The organism is Paenibacillus sp. MMO-58 (genome assembly GCF_037146255.1).
In the GTDB taxonomy this organism is placed as follows: Bacteria; Bacillota; Bacilli; order Paenibacillales; family Paenibacillaceae; genus Pristimantibacillus.
The window spans coordinates 278,270-299,377 of record NZ_JBBCVY010000002.1; the positions used below are offsets into that span (position 1 = coordinate 278,270).

A 21,108-nucleotide genomic window follows, 5' to 3' on the forward strand; every position below is an offset into this window, starting at 1 on the left:
ATGAATGCGATACGAAGACATGAATTAATTATGGAAGCCCTGCTGGCGAGCCGCGAAGTTACCGTTCAGGATTTAAGCGAACGACTGAACGTGACGGGCAAGACGATTCGCGAGGATCTGGCAAGGCTTGAGGAAAAAGGACTGCTCCTTCGTATACACGGGGGAGCAGTCCTCGCCCAAAGCGATCAGCTTGGCATTTTGTCACAGCAAGAGCCGCTAGTGCGGCATTCCTCCGAGAAGACGGAAATTGCGGAGCTGGCGCTTACTTTTATTGATCCCGGCGATATTATCGCGCTGGACGGCGGCAGCACAACGCTTGAAATCGCCAAGAGGCTGCGAAATCAGCCTCTTACCGTTGTAACCAACGATGTGCACATCATTGCCGAGCTGTCCCGCAAGGATGAAATTCAGCTGGTTGTGCCCGGCGGTTACCGTGTCCGCAATATGCTTGCAGGCGCGGAAGCCGAGGCATACATCCGGAAGCTCAATATTAAGAAAGCCTTCCTGTCCGCAACCGGTGTTCATGCGGAATTTGGCTTCACCATTTATACAGGCGACCTGACGGCATTCAAGAGAGCCCTTCTCGATACGGCACAAACCTCGTATGTGGTTGTTGATCACCATAAATTTGGCCAAGGCGCATTGTTTACCTTTGCTGACTTTCATGAGATAAACACGATTCTGACCGACTCGGGAATCTCATCGGACACGGCTCAGCATTACCGGCAGGCAGGTGCAAATCTTGCGATTTACGAAAGGATGAATTAATCGATGTTATTTGATCTGACAGGCAAAACAGCAGTTGTAACCGGTACATCCGGCGGTCTTGGCCAAGCGATGGCGCTTGGACTTGCGGAAGCGGGCGCTTCCGTCGTTGCGATCTCTTCCTCGAACAGCAACGCGACTGTTGCTGCCATCCGCGAACTTGGCGGACAAGCGGAAGAAATTTCTGCCGACCTCAGCAATGCGGATATTCTAGAGGATGTTTTTAACCAAGCCCGTGGCTTTTTTGGCAAAGTGGATATCCTCGTTAACAATGCGGGTATTATTCGCCGTACGCCGGCAGCTGAGCATTCCGCCAAAGACTGGCACGATGTCATTGACCTGAACCTGAACTCGGTCTTCTTCCTCAGCCAGCTAGCCGGCCGTCACATGCTGGAGCGCGGCAGCGGCAAAATCGTCAACATCGCTTCCATGCTCAGCTATCAAGGCGGCATTAACGTACCCGGCTATACCGCAAGCAAGCACGCAATTGCCGGCGTAACCAAGGCTCTTGCCAATGAGTGGGCTGGACGCGGAGTTCAGGTTAACGCTATTGCTCCGGGCTACATGACAACCAATAATACGGCGCCTATCCTGAAGGATGAAGCACGCACGAACTCCATTACCGAAAGGATTCCAGCTGGACGCTGGGGAACGCCGGATGACCTGAAAGGTCCGGTTGTCTTCCTTGCATCCGCCGCATCCGACTACTTGAGCGGCCACGTTCTCAACGTGGACGGCGGCTGGATGGGCCGATAATAACCATTAAAATGCAAAACGAGCCTTAGAAGCGATTCTATAGGCTCGTTTTTTGTCGTTAATTTCTTCGTTCAAAAAAGTGGACTTTGCGGTTCTCATCTTGGAAACCTATAAGGCGAGTAACTCTGCCAAGCCCCAATCCATATATTAAAACCATTAGTCAGGATCAGCGCTTGCACAAATATTTAGCATATTGCATCGGCCGCAAATAAACGGCGCTTTGATCGCGAATGTCCGCATAAAGCGATTTTTGCGGCTTTCCGTTTAATTCAATGATCCATGCATGCTCATCGTTGTCCAACGCAAAATCCACGCTGAATTCTCCTAAATGATAGGCAGTGTTTTCGTCCATTATTTCAGCGCTTCTTAAACTGATGTCGTAAATGGATCGAATAATTTGAGCCGCTTTATCGGATGGATACAGACGATTGAGTATTTCATGCGATAAACAGACTTCATCGAAGATGCTTGTATTAAAGCTGCCTTTAGTTGCTATTCGGCTGACAAGATTCGTGACCGACCATAATCCATTTTCATTTTTTTGCACAAGTGCCCGGATATCGAAAACTCGGTTATCGACTTGTTGTATGGGGATACCTTCTTGCATGATATACGGGGTGGTACCGAGTATCTTTTGAATGCTCTCCTGGAATTGCTGCGTATCCTGGAAAATGATTTCAGGCGAAAAATAGTGATGGCCGATATGGATTTCACCTGAAGCCTGCATTTCTGCCCGAACTACGCCTTTTCCCTGATGGCCATAACAAGGCTTAAAGTAGATGTCTTTATGGGCCTTTAGCAATTGAACGGCTTTCTCCTTGTCGAAAGGCACGGTTGCCGGCAAATAATCGGAAAGCCATTTGCTTAAATTCGTGTAAATCTCTTGTTTATTGAATTGATTAATATGATTGAAGCACTTCTTGATGCCGATTGCTGCGCCCAAACGTTCCATTAATTGTCGATCGGTATCATAACATCGGTTATAGACTACCTTGGGGAACGGAAAATGACCTAGCCTCCATCTGCCGTTGGATCGGTAGAGTCCGATGATACGTTTCCGCTTCCAGTTGATAGAGGATGGAGTAAAACAAAATAATTTCAAATTCATTGTATTGGACTGAAGATATTGCCTAAGAACGTTCTTCCGTTGATTGCGGTTTGCAACCAAGATGCCTACCAAACTCATTATGTTCCTCCACAATCTAATATAGAGAATCGTATAATCAATGTATGTGACGAAGCGGATAATGCATGGACAACAATACATATAGAAAAGAAAAATATTTGATGTACTTGCATTAAATTTACCTGCCGGAATATCCTGTTTTGTGGCCGAAGTGAATAAAAGGCCCATAGTCTTCATGCGCTCTATATTACTAAATAAGGAGTGTGTATCTTTAAGATGGGTAGACTACCAGGTCCTCCGGGACCTCCTGGACCGCAAGGCCCTCAAGGACCACAAGGACCTCAAGGACCAACTGGCCCAACTGGCCCGACAGGAGAAACAGGTCCCACAGGCCCAACTGGCCCAACTGGCCCAACAGGTCCCACAGGCCCAACAGGTCCCACAGGCCCAGCTGGACCGCCAGGGCTGTTTACTGGATTTGATTGTGCAACGTATGCCGGCACTCCGCCAATTACTTTGACCTTGGCAGCGCCAACGGCTACCGTTTTAACGGTTGCAGCAACTGTCGCCGCACCAAGCAATACCGTTTGGTTGACCGGTTATGTAACATGGACACCGCATTCTAACAACCTAACTTTAACCGCAGAAATTGTCCGTGATGACGGAGTTGTCATTGGTACTGCAATCGATACAGGATCGATGGCCAACAGTCCGTTTACGCTTGCTCTCACTACCTGTGATGAAGCGCCGTTGACCGGCACTCATACCTATTCTCTAAGAGTTACAGGGAATATGATATCCGGTGGGCAAAGCATCACGATAAACTTTGCTGGCCTCACCGCTGCAGTTTTAAACACTTAAATATTAGAGAAGCTGCGTTGTTTTCCAACGGCATGGAAGCCCCTTCAGAACAACAACAAACCCAGTACCTCGTCGGTACTGGGTTTGTTCATGTATTTTGAAATTGTTTAAGTCGATCGATCAGTTGCTTAACGCTTGACTCATCTTCGGCATATGGACGAATATCTCCGCCGAGCAGTAACTCTGCTTCTCCCCTCGTCATAGAGACACTATAAACATCGCTAACATTAAACGTGATCGAATCCACATTATCAATCAGACTAAGCAACATAATGGCATTCCGGTAGAAAACGTCTTTGTTCGCTGCCATTTCTTCCTCCGCCTTCAAATCATCCGTTCTATCGTAATTAACGGTTACCCCGTATGGCGGCGACTTCGTCTGAAGCGATAACCCCTTCCCTACCAGGTCAACCGGCTTAGGCAAAGCGCCAATCAATCCGCCTACTTTCACGTGATTCCCGACATACAAGGTTTTATTTTCCATCAGTTTATCAAGATTGTATCCGGCATATATTTCATTGTCCGTGGCCGCTGGCAGCATCGACTGCCGCAACGGCTTCGGATTACCGGTAAATCCGGTAACAAGCACCACCGCAGCTAGCATCGACAACGCTATAACCCAAGAGGATGGCTTGCGGTAAGCAAGAACGTTCGTAATCCTCGCCTTCACATCGCTTTCTCCGAAAGCAAGCGGTCCGCCCATTTGCCATTTGCTGCTGTTCGTCGATATGGATAACAGCGTGGAGGCATAGCTTCTTTTTACCCCGCTTCCCATCTGCTGCATCACCCGTTCATCACAGGACATCTCCATGTCTTTGCTCATCAGTCTATAGGAAATCCAAAGGACAGGATTATACCAATGGATAATCAGCAGGAGATATGCAGCAGGCTTAATCAAATAATCCCGTCTACTGATATGAACCTGCTCGTGGGCAACGATATAAGGCAGCTCTTCATCGGATAGACCGGTCGGGATATAAATTCTCGGCTTCAGAAAACCAAACACAAACGGCGTGCGAATCTGATCCGTTTCAAAGATGCGATCCTGTACCAGCGTTGCCGTTCTAAGCTTGGACCATAGTCTCGCATACTGGACAATACTGTATAGCAGCAGTACGACAATACCCGTTACCCAGATCAAGCTGCCCAGCCACAAAATGATTTGCATCGGATTTACGCTCGCTAGAGGAGTGGCAGACGGAAGAGGAACAAGCTGGCGAAGACTGTCCACACCGATGTCCAACACCGGATTCTTCTGCATCCCGATATCATGCGGAACATATTCCAACTTTCCTACTTGCGAATGGTTAGGAGGCCGTACCGCTTGCAACAAGCTGAAGCCTGCCGTAAAACTAACAGGCGCAAGCAGTCTTAACGCTACAGCCGACCATAAAAAGTAGGAAAATCGTTTAGGCAGCCGTTTGAACAATAATCTCGCCAGCATGACAGCGATAGCCACATACCCCGCCGTAATGCTCATATTAACAACTGTTATAAACAATCCTGTCATTTCGTCGACTCCTCAATGATCTGCTTCAGCTCCTCCGCTTCCTTCCTCGACAGCTTCTTCCCGCCAAGAAACGCTGTCAGAAATTGCGGCAACGAGCCGTCAAATGCTTTCTCGACAACCGTCTGGCTCTCGTACTTCTGTGCTTCGGTTTTCTTGATAAGGGACGTCACAACGGCCTGTTCATTCCGTAAAATGCCCCGCTCGCATAGCTTTCTCAGGACGGTGTAGGTCGTTGATTTGCTCCAGCCCAGCTTCGATTTGCTCAGCTTCACAAGCTCCGTTGAATTAATCGGCTCATTATCCCAAATCAGACAGGCAAATTTATATTCCGCGTCAAATAGCTTATAGGCTTCCAATTCGATCGCCTCCAATTAGGTTTATCTCAATAAACCTTATAAAAGAAGTTTATTGCAGTAAACCTCCTTTGTCAAGAGAAAGCACCTCTTTTGTTTGAATGCCCACCTGCGAAAAACAAAATAAACCCGCAAAGCTTTAGCTTTGCGGGTTTACCACTTGATTTCTATTTCAGACCGCTTGTACTGATCCCTTCAACGATATGCTTCTGGAAGAAGAAGAAAATCGCGAATACCGGAATCAAGCTCACAATCGACATTGCGAACATAGCGCCCCAGTTGGAAAGCGTCTCCGCATCGAGATACATCTTGAGGGCCATCGAGACCGTGTACATCGAAGGCTTGTTCAAGTAAAGCAGCGGACCAATCAGGTCCTCCCAGCGCCAGTAGAACGAGAAGATTGCGGCGGTTGCCATGGCCGGGATAATGAGCGGCAAAATGATGCGGTAGAACAACCGGAACTTGCCGCAGCCGTCAATAGTGGCCGCTTCGTCGAGCTCGCCTGGAAGCGTCCGGATAAACTGCACCATCAGGAAAATAAAGAACGGTGCCCCGAAGTACGCCGGAATTACAATCGGCTTAATGGAGTTAAGCCAATGCAGCTTGGAGAACAGGATATATTGCGGAACCAGCGTTACGTCATGCGGAAGCATCAACGTAACCATCATAATCGCAAACCAGAATTTTTTGCCCCGGAAATTGAGCCGGCCGAAGCCAAACGCTACAAGTGCGGAGGACAATACCGCGCCGATTGTGGCAAGCACAACAAGGACAAGCGTGTTCGTAATGTACGTGCCAAACGAATGGCCGCCAATGCCTGCCCAGCCGTCCGAATAGTTCGTCCAAATCCATTTGTCCGGAATCAGACTGCTGGAGGTGGTAAAGATTGTTTCGCTTTTCTTGAAGGAGCTCATAAGGAGCCAGATCACGGGATAGATCATCAAGATAGCGCCGCCGGCCGCTGCGATATGATAAATAGGCCATTTCCATTTTTTCGCCAGCATAGGCTTACCCCTCCTTCGACTCGTAGTGAACCCAGTATTTAGATGACAGGAACAACACGGCTGTTAGTACCGACACGATAACCAGCATGATCCAAGCCATTGCCGATGCGGTGCCCATATCGAAGAATTGGAAGCCTTGGCGGAACAGATACAAGGAATAGAGCAAGGTGCCGTCCAGCGGACCGCCTGTACCTTTGGAAATAATGTAAGCCGGAACAAACGTCATGAAAGCTCCGATTGTTTGCATAATGGCGTTAAACAATATGATCGGTGTCAGCATGGGCACCGTTATTTTAAAGAATCGGTTAAATCCGTTTGCGCCGTCTACGCTTGAGGCTTCGTATAAGCTGACCGGTATGTTCTTCAAGCCTGCCAGGAAGATCAGCATCGAAGAACCGAACTGCCAAGCCGACAAGGTAATGAGCATCCACAGCGCTGCCATGGGATCGGCAAACCATCTGACCGCATCCAGACCGACAAATTGAAGCAATCCGTTAATAATCCCTTTATCGCCGTACAGGTTGCGCCACATGATGGATACGGCAACGCTGCCGCCGATAATGGATGGAAGGTAAAACAAGGTCCGATACACGCCGACCGCTCTCGAAGCGGTATTAAGCAGCATGGCAACCATAAGAGCGAAGAACAAACGAAGAGGAACTCCGATAAATACGTACAGGAACGTAACTTTTAACGACTTCCAGAACTTCTTGTCGCTCGTGAAGAGGTCATGGTAATTATCGATGCCAACCCAAGAGGGGGTGGTGAACAGGTCATAATCGGTAAACGATAAATAGAGGGATGCCAAAATCGGAACAAAGGTAAATACAAGAAAGCCGACAACAAAGGGGCTGATAAACGCGTAACCCGTCAAATCTCTCTTAAAGATCGCTTTCATTCGGACCAACTCCTGCACAAGATTCGCTACCGGTGAAACGGCTGGCGCCCAGGAGGAGCAGCACACGTTTCGCGGTGAAATATAAGCCTTTCATAAAGGATGGCTGGCCGTCAACGGCCAGCCATTCCTGCCTGTCATTCTTATTTGTTTTTGGCTAATATCGCATTGGCTTCCTCGCGGAATTGCTTAGCGGCATCTTCCGGCGTAATTTGCTGGAAGTCCATTTGCTCCGCAAGCGAGCTGAACAAGGTAATAATCTCTGCTGCGCCAATCGGATCCGGCGGATCCATTTGCGAGCTGTTATCTTGCGCCCATGCCACATAATCGAATACTTGCTGCTGAGCTGGCTCAAGCGTTGGTTTGATAGCTTCAATCACTTTGCTGTTTACAGGTACGCCGCGGTCGCCTTTAATCAGCTTGTTGGCTTCAACATCGTTGACGAAGAAGTTGATAAAGTCGGCTGCCGCTTCTTTTTGCTTGGAGTTCTGAGCGATCGAGAAGTACATGCTTGGCTTCAGGTAGAGGCCTTTCACGCGATCAGGGTTTGGCATATTAGCCATTTCGAGCGGACGGTTCGCTACTTGCTGAATACCAACGAACTGGTTCGTCCATTGCCAGATCCCTACTTGCTGGCCTTTAACCATCAGGTCATCTTCCAGGCCTTTAATTTGAGCTTTTACGTCCGGCGGAGGCGTATCTCCATCCTTCACGAGCTGAGCCAGCGGCTTGAAGAAGTCAACGAACAGTTGGTCGTCCTCGTAACCAAGCGCATTGCCTTCGGCGTTGTAAAGATGCTGGCCTTTCGTACGCAGGTAGTAGCCGAAGAATACTTCCGGACGGAAGCCGTTATCGAAGTAGAGACCCGCTTCCTTCGCTTTCGAGGCAAGCGCGAAATAGTCATCCCATGTCCAGTCATCAGCCGGCTTGTCTACGCCCAGCTTCTTCAGAAGCGCAGGGTCGTATTGGAAGTTTACGGTGTTGACGCCAAGGTTAAAGCCATAAAGCTTGTCGCCCAGCTTACCGCCGGAGATTGCGTTCTCCGAGATATCTGTCGTATCAATCTGGTTGTTCAGGTAAGGCGTAAGATCGGCAAGCTGTCCTTTGGAGCCGTACTGAGACAGGTAGGAGATATCCATCTGCACAATGTCCGGCAGCTCGCTAGCAGCGGCCTCAGGAGCAAGCTTCTTCCAGTAGTCGTCAAAGTTGGCGTATTCGGACTCGATCTTCACGTTTGGATGAGCGGCCTCATACATTTTGATAACTTCCAGGGTGTAATCATGTCGAGGCTGCGAACCCCACCAAGCGATACGGAGCGTAATGTTTTTCCCCGCATCCGTTTTTCCTGCATTTGCCGAAGTGCTTGCCCCCGTATTGGCGGCTTGATTTGCGTTGTTATTGTTGCCCCCGCCGCATGCTGTAAGAGTCGTAGCCAAGATGAGTGCGATTGCTGCTGATAGCTTCTTTCCCATGTTTCTAGCGCCCCTTCCTTAAACCATGTAAGTGTTTACATTTCCTATAGTACAGTTAAAAAGGAGAGCCCGGAATCGAATAACCAGTGATTTTTCGTCAAAAAACAGACATCTTGCTTAGGACGTTTTCTTGAAATCCGATGGTGACTTCCCGGTATATTTCTTAAAGACCTGGCTGAAATAGTGGGGATTATCGCCAAAGCCCAGCTGCTCCGCCAGTTCAAATACTTTAACGTCGCTGCCTGCCTCGATCAGCTCCAGCGCTTTGTCCATTCGCGTTTTCATGACATAGTTCGAGAATTTATCCCCTGTCTCTTTCTTGAACAGCTTGCCTAAATAATCCGCGTTCATGTACAAAATCTCGCTTGCCGCCCATTGCAGGGAAAGGGCCGGATTGCTCATATGCTCGCTGACGATATTCATCATCTTCTGAATGATGCCGGAGTGCCGGCAGGATTGAATCTCGTAATTCTCCTGGCAGATTTGTTTTGCCGCATCCTCTACAAAGCTTTGAAGCGCCTGCAAGGTGCTTAGAGATTCAAGCTTGGCCAGCAGCTGCAAATATTCGTTCATCCGCTTTGGTTCCGCCTGCCGGATTAACGCTACATACAAGGGAATGACGTACGATTTGGCCGTGGAGTTATCCAGCCTAAGCTCCGCCAGAATCCGGAATGCCTCCTCCAGCTCCTTGTTCACTTCTTCCCAGTTGCCTGATTTGGCCGCCATGCAGAGCTGCGTATCGTCAAACAAAAAGGCCTGCTCCTCTTGCTGATCCTGCTGCTGAATATCCCGGACCGTAATAAGGCTTCCCCCGCCCAGATAGAAGCGATGGTTCAGACAGCTTCGCGTATCCATGAACATCTTGCGGGCTTCCGCCAATTCGCCGGCGTCACTGATCGCTATGGTTGTATCCAGCTTGAAATACCCCGTGAATGTCCGTTTGACATCCGCCAAAATGGTGAGCAGCTCGCTTTCGGGATATTGATCCCGGATCAGGATAAGCAGCTGGCTGCCTATCGTGGTGCTGAGCAGAATGGTAGGCTTGCCGATAATATCTTCGGCGATATTTTTCAGCGCAAAGAGATGATCGAACTCAAACGGACCCTCAAGCTGGCACAGCAGCAGCCTGGCTTCCAGATTCTCGAGCTGAATGCCGAACAGCCTGCCGTACTCGTCCCATTCGCGGCGCCCGTAACGCTTGTTCGTGACATACTCTTTCAGAAACTGCTCCTTCGCGCTAGGCAGTACCTTCTTCAGCTCCTCTTGCATCCGCTGCAGGAACGCATCCGCACGCCGTTCCTGATCAAGCTGTTCTACGACCGATTCAAGCGCTTCGGCGATTGTATTCTCGTTGCAAGGCTTCAGCAAATAATGCTTAACCCCATACTGCATCGCTTGACGGGCATATTCGAAATCGCCAAAGCCGCTCAGCATAATGCACGCAATATGCGGATAAGCTTCCTTTACCCGCTTCACTAGACTTAGACCGTCCATGCCAGGCATGCGGATATCGCTGATAATAATGTCCGGTGTCTGAGTCTCGATAAATTGAAGGGCCTCCAATCCGTTGCGTGCCGTACCGGCAAGCTGCGTTCCGTGTTTATCCCAGTCCATCAGAGAAGCAATACCTTCCAGAATAATTCGTTCATCGTCAATCAACAGCACTTTATACTTCATGTTCTCTCCCCCATTTCGATTGGCAGATACAAGGTAATTCGTGTGTCTTGCTGCGGAACGCTCTCTACACGAATGCCGTAAGCTTCTCCAAACAGCATCTTGATGCGGTCCTCTATGTTGCGCAGGCCGATTCCCGTTCCTCTTGGCTTGATTTCCCCGCTTCTAAGCTGATCAATGACATCCCCTGCAAGTCCCGGTCCATTATCCGATACGGTTATTGCAATGCCGCTTTCATATTCTTCCGCCGTAATCGTGATCATGCAGGCTTCTATCATTTGCTCTAGCCCGTAATGGATCGCGTTCTCGACAAGCGGCTGCAGGCTCAGCTTCGGCACGTAAATTCCTAGCAGACGGTCCGGGATCCGGTTCTCGAAGATAAGGCGTTCTTCGAAACGGATATGCTGGATCGCGATATAATGGCTGACCAGCCTCATTTCATCCTCTAGCGTCACGGTTGGCTGCTTGTGGCTGATCGTGCTGCGCAGCAAGTAACCCAGTGACTCAACCATAATGGAGATCTGCTTATGTCCGGCGATTTTGGCCGACCAGTTGATGGACTCCAGCGTATTGTATAAAAAATGCGGATTAATCTGCGCCTGCAGCGCCTTGAATTCCGTATCCTTGATCGTCAGTTGCTTTACATAATTTTCGTTGATCAGCTCGTCAATCCGTCCCACCATCATCCGGAAATTGCGCTGCAGCTGGCCGGCTTCATCCTTCGCGAGATTGCGCTCCTCCGGTTCTTCCGCAAATTCGAAATGCCCGAGCTGGATCCGCTTCATTCTCTGATTCAGCCGTTCAATCGGCCCCGTTATGGAGCGCGAGAAGCTGAGCGCTGCTCCCAGAATTAGAATCGAGAGTAGGATATAGACGATAATAACGGTATTTTTCGCGGATTCCGTTGTATGGAAGATCTGATCGTAAGGCATCACGTTTACGTACACCCAATCCAGATAGCTGGAGGAATAATAGGTGATGAAATAGTTTTTGCCCGACAACGATACAATTTTGAAGCCCTGCTGTCCGGTTAACTGCAAGGAGGTTAGATCCATACCGTTAGGCTGATCATGCGGATAGACCAGATGTCCGTCCTTCTGCATGATGGCAAAATACGCTTTGGAATTATCCGCCGAGGTTACAAGATCGCTATAGAGCCTGTCGATGTCGATCCTGACCGCCATATTGCCGAGATGATCCAGCTCCAGCCCGTCCACCCTGCGGATTTCCCTGCCCGCAATAAGCGCGTTATCCCCGTAATCCGGAAAGACAAACTGGGCGCCGCCAAACTTGGTATTGGTCTCATGAACAACCTGTTCGGTTCTTTCACTGGAGAGGTTGATCATTTTGTATCCGTTTCCATATTGCTTCGAAAAAACATCCATCACATGAAACGACAGAATATATTTCTCGTTGCTGGTGAAGGTTAAAAGCCGCTGGCGTATATTAACCGCGGTTATATAGTTGCTGTACTCGGAGCCGCCTGCCTTGATCTCGCTCAAATAATCCTGAATGTAGCTGTCCGTCGCAATCTTGAAGGAGATCTTCTCCATATTGCGGAGCTCCTTTTCGACGCCAAGCGAAGCACTGTTAAGGGCGCTTGCCGATTGTTTGTAGATTTCCTTGTCGTAAGCATGAAAGGCATACTTCATAACCGCAAAGGTTGCAATGCCGATAACCGCCATCATAAAAGCTAGCAGGACGATTATTTTATACTTGATTCGCAAATTATAATAGAAAGCTAATAACCCCTGCCTCAAGGCGTTGTCCCCCCAGTCATCATGCGCAAGTATTAAAAATAAAAAGGCAGCAAATACAGCGAGATCATCCCCGCAGTACCGCTGCCCGTAAATACATCCTCTTACGCAAGGTCGCTGGTGGATAGACTTTTATCGGAGTGCTGTAATCTCCAGGAATCGTCCGTATCCATCATACCATGCTTCCCCTTGTTCAGGGCCGTAAATCGTAACCGGGAAAGAATCCCTGATAACACGCCGGGCTTCCCATATGTCCGCGAATTCGCCTCTGGCAATCCATTGAACCGCCAGGTTGCCGATCGCGCTGCCTTCAGCGGGTCCCGCCCATACCGGCTTGCCGATCGCATTTGCCGTCCACTGGCAGAGCAGCGTATTATGAATGCCGCCGCCAACCATATGAAGACCGTTAAACTGCTGGCCGGACAACCGTTCCGTTAATTCAAGCACGTAACGGTATTTGAAGGCGAGGCTTTCCAGAATGCAGCGGACAAGCGTGCCAACTTCCTCCGGAACCGGCTGATTCGTCTTCCTGCAATATTCCTTGACTCTCGCCGGCATGTCGCCTGGAGCCATAAACACGGGATCATCCGGGTCGATAAAGGCTGTGAACGCAGGAGCTTCTCCGGCAAGCTTCACAAGCTCGGGGAAGCTGTAATTCTGTCCGGAACGTTCCCACTCTCTCCGGCTCTCCTGCAGAATCCATAAGCCCATGATGTTCTTCAACAAACGGTAAGTGCCGCCAAAGCCGCCCTCATTCGTAAAATTAAGCTGCTCCGCTTCCGCCGTCATAATCGGCTCCTGGATCTCCGTTCCGAGCAGCGACCAGGTTCCGCAGCTTAAGTAAGCGAAGGAACGTTCAAGAGCCGGTACGGCGACAACGGCCGATGCCGTATCATGCTCCGCAACGGCATGAACCGCTATCGGACCAAGGCCAAGCTCCTCTTGAACGGATGGCTGCAAATTCCCGGCCGGCGAGCCAGGTTGAAGCACTTGCCCGAACAAAGACTGCGGAAGGCCAAGATGCTGCAGCAGTTCCCCATCCCATTGCTGCTTAAGCGGGTTGTACAGCTGAGTCGTCGTTGCGTTGGAAAACTCGTTGTGCATTTCGCCGGTTAGGAAATACCGAAGCAGATCCGGAATCATCAGGAAATGCTTCGCTGCAGCAAGCTGCGGAGATTGATTCAGCTTGGCCGCATAGAGCTGGTAAATCGTATTAAACGGCAGGAACTGAATACCCGTCCGCTTGAAGATTTCCGCAGGCGTTAATTCCTCCTGAAGTCTCTCCATCATTCCGGCGCTTGAGCTGTCCCGATAATGAAGCGGATTGCTTAGCAGACTCCCGTCAGCTGCGATAAGTCCGTAATCAACCGCCCAGGAATCAATGCCGATGCTAAGCGGCTGTATCCCCTTAAGCTTGGCCTTAAGCAGGCCTTGCTTGATCTCGTGATACAACCGCAAAATATCCCAGTGCAGACGGTCGCCCGTCTGCACCGGATCGTTAGGAAAGCGGTGGAGCTCTTCGGTTTCGATCTTGCCGTCCTTCAGACGGCCTAGAATCGCTCTCCCGCTGCTTGCTCCAAGGTCAAACGCTAATATGTCCGACAACCGGTCGCCCTCCTAACCGCGCTTCAGCAATACGTTTTGTTCGTATTCTTTCACTTTGCTAATCCATTGCTCGCGGACCGGAACACCCTTCGTCGCGCAATAGTAATCCCAGATCGCGCCAAACGGATACGACTTAAACTCCTCGGTGAGCGCAAGGCGGGTCGTATAATCGCCTTCCAGCTCGATTTTCTTCAGTGTTTCCACCGGCTCGAGCATCGCGCGGAGCAAAGCCTTGATGGTGTTGCGCGTGCCGACAACCCAAGCCGCCACGCGGTTAATGCTGGCATCGAAGAAATCAAGTCCGATATGGGTTGTGCCCAGCAGATCATGGCGAACCAGCTCTCTGCCGATCTCAAGCAGCTCATCGTCCATGATGACGACATGGTCGCTATCCCATCTCATCGGGCGGCTTACGTGAAGCAGAATGCCACTTGTGAAGAGAGCGAGTGAAGACAATTTATTCGAGATGACTTCCGTCGGATGGAAATGACCCGCATCCAGACAGATCAGCTTGTTATTCTGCAAGCCGTAGCCCATATAAAATTCGTGGGAGCCAACCACATACGCTTCCGAGCCAAGCCCGAACAACTTGCTCTCCACCGCGTCCAGGTTGTAATTCGGATCAAGCGGCTCGGCAAACACTTCATCGAGCGAAGCCTTCAGACGTTTGCGCGGGGTCATCCGGTCAACCGGATTATCCTTGAAGCCGTCCGGAACCCAGACGTTAGTCACGCATGTCTGGCCCAGCTGCTCGCCAAAGTAAGCGCCGATCCGGCGGGAAGCCTTGCAGTGATCAATCCAGAATTGGCGGATCTCCGGATCCGGATGGCTAAGCGTAAAGCCGTCGTTCGATTTCTCATGCGAGAAGCAGGTTGGGTTGAAGTCGAGTCCAAGCCCCTGCTCCTTCGCCCAGTTAACCCAGCCTTCGTAATGACGCGGCTCAAGCTGATCCAGCTCAACCTTTTCGTTTGTATCCGTATAGATCGCATGAAGGTTGACTTTATGCTTGCCCGGAATGAGGGAGAATGCCTTCTCCAGATCGGAGCGAAGCTCCTCCGGCGTTCTTGCCGCGCCCGGATATTGGCCGGTAACCGAAATGCCGCCGGTCAATTCCTGGTCCGCGTTCAGAAAGCCTTTTACGTCATCGCCTTGCCAGCAATGCATGGAGACTTTAACCTCCTCCAGCTTGCGCAGTACTTCATCGGTATCAATCCCATGCTGGGCATACAATGCTTTTGCCGCTTCATAAGCTTGCTTTACGTTTTGATCCATCTGTACGGATGCCCTCCTTCTTAGCGTGTGAATGCAGCCGGTACACCGCCGTCAATCGTCAGCATACAGCCGGTTGTTTTGTCCGATTTCGAAGATGCGAAGAAGGCGATGCCTTCCGCAATATCTCGTGGATAAATATTGACGAGCAGCGTAGTCCGTTTGCGGTAGTGCTCTTCCAATTGGTCAGGCTCGATGCCGTAAGCCGCGGCACGCTCGTTGCGCCATGCGCCATTCCAAATCGCGGAGCCCTGCAAAATCGCGTCCGGCAGAATCGTATTGACTCGAATGCCGAATTCGCCGCCTTCCGCTGCGATGCAGCGTGCCAGATGAGCTTCCAACGCTTTTGCCGAGCTGTAAGCCGTAACGCTCTTGCCTGCGAAGATCGAGTTCTTGGAACCGATAAATACCATGTTGCCGCCAATGCCCTGCTGCTTCATTTGCTTGAACGCTTCACGGGCAACAAGGAAATAACCGGTGCCAAGCACGTTAATATTCAGATTCCATTCTTTGAGGGAGGTTTCGTCAAACGGGCTGGATGTTGCCAAGCCTGCGTTATTGACGATAATATCCACGCCGCCGTAGACGAGAGCTACTTCCGCATAAGCAGCCTGCACCGCTTGCTCGTCGGTAACGTCCATTTTTACGGCGTAAGCGCGGTTCTCGCCGTATTTGTCGTTAATTTCTTGCGCAACCTTTTGCGCGCCTTCCAGATTCAGGTCGGCCAGCACGACATGAGCGCCTTCCGATACAAGGCGGCGAGCCGTCTCGCTGCCGATACCGCCGGCGCCGCCCGTAATAAAGGCAACCTTGCGGGAGAATTCGGCTTCAGCCGGAGCCAGCGACAGCTTGTAAAGCTCAAGCGGCCAATACTCTACGTTGTACGATTCGTTCGCGCTCAGCGATACGAAGCTGCCCAGTGCCGTAGCGCCGCGCATAACGGAAATCGCGCGATGGTACAAAGCACCGCTCACTTGCGACAGCGCCCAGCTCTTGCCCGTGTTGATCATGCCGAGACCCGGAATGAGGATTACGCGCGGAGCCGCTTCAAACATGACGTCGCCTTCGTTTTTGTTTTCCTCGAAGTAAGCTTTGTATTGCTCTTTATAAGCGGCAACGCCTTCAATCAATTTCGACTTCAGGCCGTCGATATCCTCCGCGTTAGGCGTCCAATCGATAAAGAGCGGAACAACCTTCGTATGAACGAGATGGTCCGGGCAAGCAGCGCCTACCTGCGACAGCTGCGGAGCGTCCGCGCCGCCAACGAAAGCAAGCACATCGTCTTGGTCGTCAAACGACAGGATCATTTTCTTCACGTCGGATACGGCACCGCGGATCGTAGGCATCACTTGCGATACGATTTGACGGCGAACCTCAGCCGGAAGGGCTTCATGCTTCACGCCGCCGAATAATTTGGCTTCATTGACGCGGGCTTCAATGAATGCTTCTGCTTCATTAATAATCTTGATTGTCTGCGCATAGCTTTCTTCGGACGTTTCTCCCCAAGTTACAAGGCCATGCTTCTCCATCAGGACCAGCTCGGCATTGGGATTAGCAAGTACGCCTTCCGCGATCATTTTCGAGAGAGTAAAGCCGGGACGCACGTAAGGCACCCATACGAAGCGGTTGCCGAAAATCTCTTCCGCCAGATGGCGGCCGTTATCCGCGCAGCACAGACTGATAATCGCATCCGGATGCGTATGGTCTACATGCTTGAATGGCAGGAAGGCATGCAGCAGCGTCTCGATCGAAGCACGCGGATGCTTCGCGTCAATCATGCAGTTGCCTAGGTAAGCAACCATTTCCTCGTCCGTCATGGCATCGCGTTCGAACAAAGGACGGATATCTTCCATGCGAAGACCGGTGAAGTTCGCCGCTTTCATCGAACCAAGGTCCGAACCGCTGCCTTTCACGTACATCACTTCAATATCGCGGCCGCGGAAATCTTTAACCGTTGTTTTCGTGGAAGTATTGCCGCCGTAGATGTTGCACACGCGGCGGTCTGCTCCGATCAGGTTAGAGCGATAAACCAATTGATCGAGTCCGTTTGTGAATTCAGATGCTTTAGATGATTGCCATAAGCTTTGTACCATTTTGTTTACCTCCGAATACGTTGTTTTATCTTTATGTTTTGATAGTAACATGTTTGTTTATATTTGAAAACAAAAATATTTCGGGCATAAACAAATATATTCAAAAACAAAAGAGCGGGAAAGCTCCCGCTCCCCGCTCCTGCCAATCTGCTACCTCTGAATAAAATCCGCAATCGTTACTTTGTGACCCGTCCGCGCGCTTTCCAACGCCGCATTTACCATAGCCATGCTGTATTGGTTATCCCGGCTGTCGGTTTCCGCCCTGCGGTTTTCCTCTAGCGAGAGGAACATCTCGTCCAGGCAGCCCGGATGCCCGGTTCTTTCCGAATGGGCATTATAGACCTTTGTATCTGCATCTACCCGGACAAACGATTTAATGAACTTCCCATCCTGCGGTTCCGGCGCGACGACTTCCGCATATGGGGCATCATGCCCGTTCCAGATCGCCGTACCCTTCTCGCCCGTGATTCTCCAGTCTGCTTCCCAGGATGTATTGGCACCTTCCGCACACCAGGAACCACGGTAATTGAACACCGAGCCGTCAGACATTTCGAAGATGCACACTGCTGCGGCAGCCCCTTCGTACCAAGAACCCGGCGGGTTAAATTCATGGCAATAAACCGACACCGGGTCTGCTCCCAGAATAAGACGCGCCTGGTCAAACGTATGGATCGCCATATCGAGCAGCAGCGGACTTGCCATCGTTTCCCGGAATCCCCCGAAATGCGGTCCCAGGAAAAAGTCTGCGTTCACAAAGCCCGGTTTGCCAATCGTACCCGAGTCCAGCAGATGGCGCAGCGCGCGAATACGGGGATCAAACCGCCGGTTCTGCATGACGGCATGCGATTTTCCCGTCTCGTCCGCAATCCGGATCAGATCCTTGCATTCTTCCGCCGTTTCCGCGAGCGGCTTCTCTCCAAAAATATTGCAGCCAAGCTGCATGGCCGTGCTTGCGATCCGGTGATGGCTCGCGGGTATCGTCACGTCAAAGACAAGATTAGCGCCGGTCTGCTGAATCGCCTCGGCAAGATCGGTGAAGGTAGGGCAGTTCAGCCCCTTCTTCTCCCTCATTTTCTCGGCAAACTCCTGCTTGATATCGACTAAAGCGACAATCTCCGTATCCTCACGCTCGATGGCCGTATCGATCCAGATGTTCGACATGCCCCCGCAGCCCGCTACTACAACTTTATATGTTGCGCTCATTCTCATGCACTCCCCTATTTCGGATTTGGCACAAACTGTCCGCCGCGGCATTGCTTCAAATAATTTAATGCGTGGACTTGTCCCGTCATTTCCAGCTCGTCGCGGTAGACCGGATCATGCCAGCCTTCGATATCGATCGTTCCTTGATAGCCGGCTTGTCTGAGAATGGTAATAATATCCGTCCAGTTCGTATCGCCAAAGCCCGGCGTCCTGTGCCACACGAATTCCTTTGGACCATGAATGCCGTATTCCTTTACGATATCCCATGCAATAGTTGCGTCCTTGCCATGAACGTGGAACACTTTGTTCACCCATTTGCGGAGCTGCGGGATCGGGTCGATCAGCGAAACCATCTGATGGCATGGCTCCCACTGCAGACCGATATTGTCGGATGGGATTGCGTTAAACATCATTTCCCAAGCCGTCGGGTTATGCGCAATGTTCCAATCGCCGCTCTCCCATGTTCCGCCCATATCGCAATTCTCGAACGCTATTCGGACTCCCTTATCCGCCGCTCGCTTGCCCAGCTCTCCGAATACCTCCGCGTACCGCGTTATAGAGCTGTCAATGGATTCGCCGGTTAAGCGTCCGGTAAACCCGGATACGATGTCCGTCCCGAACAAATGCGCATGATCGATCAGTCTTTCCCAGCTTGCAAGGGTATCCGCGTTATTTCCCGCGCCGGTCAACGGATTGCCAAAGATGCCAACCGTCGATATAATGAAACCGTATTCATCCGACAGCTCGCGAACCCGCTTCGCCGTCTCGATTAGATCCGTGTCGCCAGTTGTCTGCCAGAACGTCAAGCTATACGATTCGAAGCCGTGAGGAGCAATCTGAGGAATAACGCGTACCGCGTCGCCTCCGCCAACCAATGTTCCGATCCGAAGTATATTCGTCATATCATTACCACTCCTATTTTGGTGGATTAATTTTGAATGCAACCTCAGTATAGCGCGGGATAATGGACGATTCTCGACCATTCTTGTGTTTTACTAGTCCAATATTGTGGAGTTGAGTCTTTCATGAGCTATCCGAAGGAATTGCGCGAGAATACTCGAATAGATGAAAAAATGCACCCGGTTCAATTTTTTTCGAACCGCGCTCTTCAGAAGAAGCCGAGCGAGCTGATTCTCTATTTGCATTGGCATGAACATTTCGAAATAATCGTCATGCAGCAAGGGAGTGCCGTCTTTCACATCGACAGCGAATCTTACGAGGCTCATCCGGGAGATGTTTTATTTGTGCCGGCCGGAGCGCTTCATGTCGGCTACAGTCTGTGCGAAGGAGATCTCTCTTACCTCGCTATCGTCTATAACAGCTCCCTCTTCCAAAACTGGATGCAGGATTCTCTTCATACGAAATATGTTCTGCCTTATTTGGAGGGCCGGGTACAGTTGCCGGTCAAGCCAACCCGGCTTGATCCGTCCTGCGCGGATTATTATTACTTGCTGGAGCAGGCCAATTCGGAGTTTAAAGCGAAGCAGCCCGCTTATCAGCTGATGGTGAAATCGCAGCTTCACATGCTGCTCACTCTGCTGTCCCGCAAATTTTTGCCGCAGCAGCTTCCGGAACAGGCGACTAATCAATATGTACATAACCGCGAACAGTTCAAGGCATTAATTGAATATATTGAAGCCAACTTTGCGGACAAGCAGACGGTAGCCGATGCGGCAAGACGGATGAACCTGAACGTCCATCATTTCTGCAAAATGTTCAAAAAGCTGACCGGCCGGACTTTTATAGATTACGTCAACGTATGCCGAGTGAATGAAGCGGAGCGGCTGCTGCTCGCCGGCGATCTCTCCATTACCGAGATTGCGGGCCGTGTCGGCTGCGACAACTCCAATTATTTTACGAAAATGTACAAGAAGTACAAAAGCGTTGCCCCTTCCCAGCTCAGAAAACAGCTGACCGACACAAACAAAATCCCCTTAAGCGAGCCGATCGCCTAAGGGGATTTATTATTGAATATTCACCGTTTTTTGATTATTCGCTGATTCGGTACAAATGACGGTACCCTAACTCCTGAGAGATCAAATCCGCGTATTTCTTCACGTAATAGCTGTACTTCTCGATGTTCTCCGCCGTAAAACGCAAGGTTGGGCCGGCGCAATTCAGCGAACCGATCACCGTATTCTCGTAGGAGAAGATAGGCGCGCCGATCCCCGTTGTCCCTTCCGTTGCTTCGCCGGAGGTAATCGCATACCCGCGCTTGCGAATCTGCTCCAGATCATTCGCAATATATTCCCTGGTTAAAGGCCGCAAGGACGGCAGTCCCCCCCAATCAATCTGATTCAGAATGGATTCCCTCGAAGAGGCTGTCATGTAAGCCAGTATTACCCGATTGGAAGCTCCGATGACAAGCGGCAGCCTAAGCCCGATCGGCTCGGATATTTTGAGCAGCTGGGGAGAATCGATATTGTCAATATATACGCCTTCGGTGTTCTCGCGGGTAGCCAGGTAGACCGTTTCCTTCGTCTGCTTCGACAGCTCTTCCATAAACGGTCTGGCAATGGAGCGGAACCGCAAGCTGTCCCACATCAGAAATCCGTATTTCATAATTGACAAGCCCAGCTTGTATTTCTTCGTCTTGCTGTTCTGGGAGACAAAGCCATGCTCCGACAAGGAAGCGAGAATGCGATGTACGCTCTGCACAGGCATATCCAATTCGCGGCTGATCTCCGTCACGCTGATTTCCTTCTCGCTCCCCTGCGGCACTAGGTAATCCAGTATATGTATCGCCTTCGAGATCACGGACATGA

The 21,108-nt window shown here is 50.6% G+C and carries 17 protein-coding genes; 3 read left to right on the plus strand and 14 right to left on the minus strand.

Annotation, left to right across the window (positions count from 1 at the left end; all coding sequences use genetic code 11):
* Positions 1 to 768: a DeoR/GlpR family DNA-binding transcription regulator gene (locus tag WFJ73_RS07230; protein WP_336772395.1), complete on the plus strand. Its 768-nt coding sequence runs from the start codon at positions 1 to 3 to the stop codon at positions 766 to 768.
* Positions 769 to 771: 3 nt separating this feature from the next.
* Positions 772 to 1,521, plus strand: coding sequence for a 2-dehydro-3-deoxy-D-gluconate 5-dehydrogenase KduD (gene kduD / locus WFJ73_RS07235; RefSeq protein ID WP_336772396.1), 750 nt, complete (start codon positions 772 to 774; stop codon positions 1,519 to 1,521).
* Positions 1,522 to 1,687: 166 nt separating this feature from the next.
* On the opposite strand, the gene WFJ73_RS07240 is transcribed toward kduD, so the two are convergent.
* The 13 genes from WFJ73_RS07240 to WFJ73_RS07300 form a co-directional block, all read right to left on the minus strand.
* On the minus strand, positions 1,688 to 2,464 hold the full coding sequence (locus WFJ73_RS07240; RefSeq protein ID WP_336772397.1) for a YheC/YheD family protein: 777 nt from the start codon (positions 2,462 to 2,464) through the stop codon (positions 1,688 to 1,690).
* A gap of 1,132 nt (positions 2,465 to 3,596) precedes the next feature.
* Entirely contained in the window at positions 3,597 to 5,018 is a 1,422-nt protein-coding gene (locus WFJ73_RS07245) for a M56 family metallopeptidase (protein WP_336772398.1), read from the minus strand.
* Positions 5,015 to 5,374: a BlaI/MecI/CopY family transcriptional regulator gene (locus tag WFJ73_RS07250; protein ID WP_336772399.1), complete on the minus strand. Its 360-nt coding sequence runs from the start codon at positions 5,372 to 5,374 to the stop codon at positions 5,015 to 5,017. Before WFJ73_RS07250 ends, WFJ73_RS07245 begins: the two co-directional genes overlap by 4 nt.
* A 164-nt stretch (positions 5,375 to 5,538) precedes the next feature.
* Positions 5,539 to 6,375 (minus strand): carbohydrate ABC transporter permease, encoded by an 837-nt coding sequence (locus WFJ73_RS07255; RefSeq protein WP_336772400.1) that lies wholly within the window; start codon positions 6,373 to 6,375, stop codon positions 5,539 to 5,541.
* 4 nt (positions 6,376 to 6,379) lie between these two features.
* Positions 6,380 to 7,273 (minus strand): carbohydrate ABC transporter permease, encoded by an 894-nt coding sequence (locus tag WFJ73_RS07260; protein ID WP_336772401.1) that lies wholly within the window; start codon positions 7,271 to 7,273, stop codon positions 6,380 to 6,382.
* Positions 7,274 to 7,413: 140 nt separating this feature from the next.
* Positions 7,414 to 8,742, minus strand: coding sequence for an ABC transporter substrate-binding protein (locus WFJ73_RS07265; protein WP_336772402.1), 1,329 nt, complete (start codon positions 8,740 to 8,742; stop codon positions 7,414 to 7,416).
* 117 nt (positions 8,743 to 8,859) lie between these two features.
* Positions 8,860 to 10,419, minus strand: coding sequence for a response regulator transcription factor (locus tag WFJ73_RS07270; RefSeq protein ID WP_336772403.1), 1,560 nt, complete (start codon positions 10,417 to 10,419; stop codon positions 8,860 to 8,862).
* Positions 10,416 to 12,176, minus strand: coding sequence for a cache domain-containing sensor histidine kinase (locus WFJ73_RS07275; protein WP_336772404.1), 1,761 nt, complete (start codon positions 12,174 to 12,176; stop codon positions 10,416 to 10,418). The genes WFJ73_RS07270 and WFJ73_RS07275 overlap by 4 nt, the downstream gene beginning before the upstream one ends.
* A 129-nt stretch (positions 12,177 to 12,305) precedes the next feature.
* Positions 12,306 to 13,778: a rhamnulokinase gene (locus tag WFJ73_RS07280; RefSeq protein WP_336772405.1), complete on the minus strand. Its 1,473-nt coding sequence runs from the start codon at positions 13,776 to 13,778 to the stop codon at positions 12,306 to 12,308.
* 12 nt (positions 13,779 to 13,790) lie between these two features.
* Positions 13,791 to 15,050 (minus strand): L-rhamnose isomerase, encoded by a 1,260-nt coding sequence (rhaA, locus tag WFJ73_RS07285; protein WP_336772406.1) that lies wholly within the window; start codon positions 15,048 to 15,050, stop codon positions 13,791 to 13,793.
* A 20-nt stretch (positions 15,051 to 15,070) separates the two neighbouring features.
* Positions 15,071 to 17,140, minus strand: a complete 2,070-nt coding sequence (locus WFJ73_RS07290; RefSeq protein ID WP_336772407.1) for a bifunctional aldolase/short-chain dehydrogenase — start codon at positions 17,138 to 17,140, stop codon at positions 15,071 to 15,073.
* Positions 17,141 to 17,290: 150 nt separating this feature from the next.
* Positions 17,291 to 18,343 (minus strand): Gfo/Idh/MocA family protein, encoded by a 1,053-nt coding sequence (locus WFJ73_RS07295; protein WP_336772408.1) that lies wholly within the window; start codon positions 18,341 to 18,343, stop codon positions 17,291 to 17,293.
* 14 nt (positions 18,344 to 18,357) lie between these two features.
* On the minus strand, positions 18,358 to 19,245 hold the full coding sequence (locus tag WFJ73_RS07300; RefSeq protein ID WP_336772409.1) for a sugar phosphate isomerase/epimerase family protein: 888 nt from the start codon (positions 19,243 to 19,245) through the stop codon (positions 18,358 to 18,360).
* A 123-nt stretch (positions 19,246 to 19,368) separates the two neighbouring features.
* Between WFJ73_RS07300 and WFJ73_RS07305 the strand changes: the two genes are divergently transcribed.
* Entirely contained in the window at positions 19,369 to 20,298 is a 930-nt protein-coding gene (locus WFJ73_RS07305; RefSeq protein WP_336772410.1) for a helix-turn-helix domain-containing protein, read from the plus strand.
* Between the two features lie 34 nt (positions 20,299 to 20,332).
* Here WFJ73_RS07305 and WFJ73_RS07310 read toward each other — a convergent pair whose 3' ends face one another.
* Positions 20,333 to 21,106 carry an IclR family transcriptional regulator gene (locus tag WFJ73_RS07310; RefSeq protein WP_336772411.1) on the minus strand — a complete coding sequence of 258 codons (774 nt, stop codon included), beginning with the start codon at positions 21,104 to 21,106 and terminating at the stop codon, positions 20,333 to 20,335.
* Between the last annotated feature and the right edge of the window lie 2 nt (positions 21,107 to 21,108).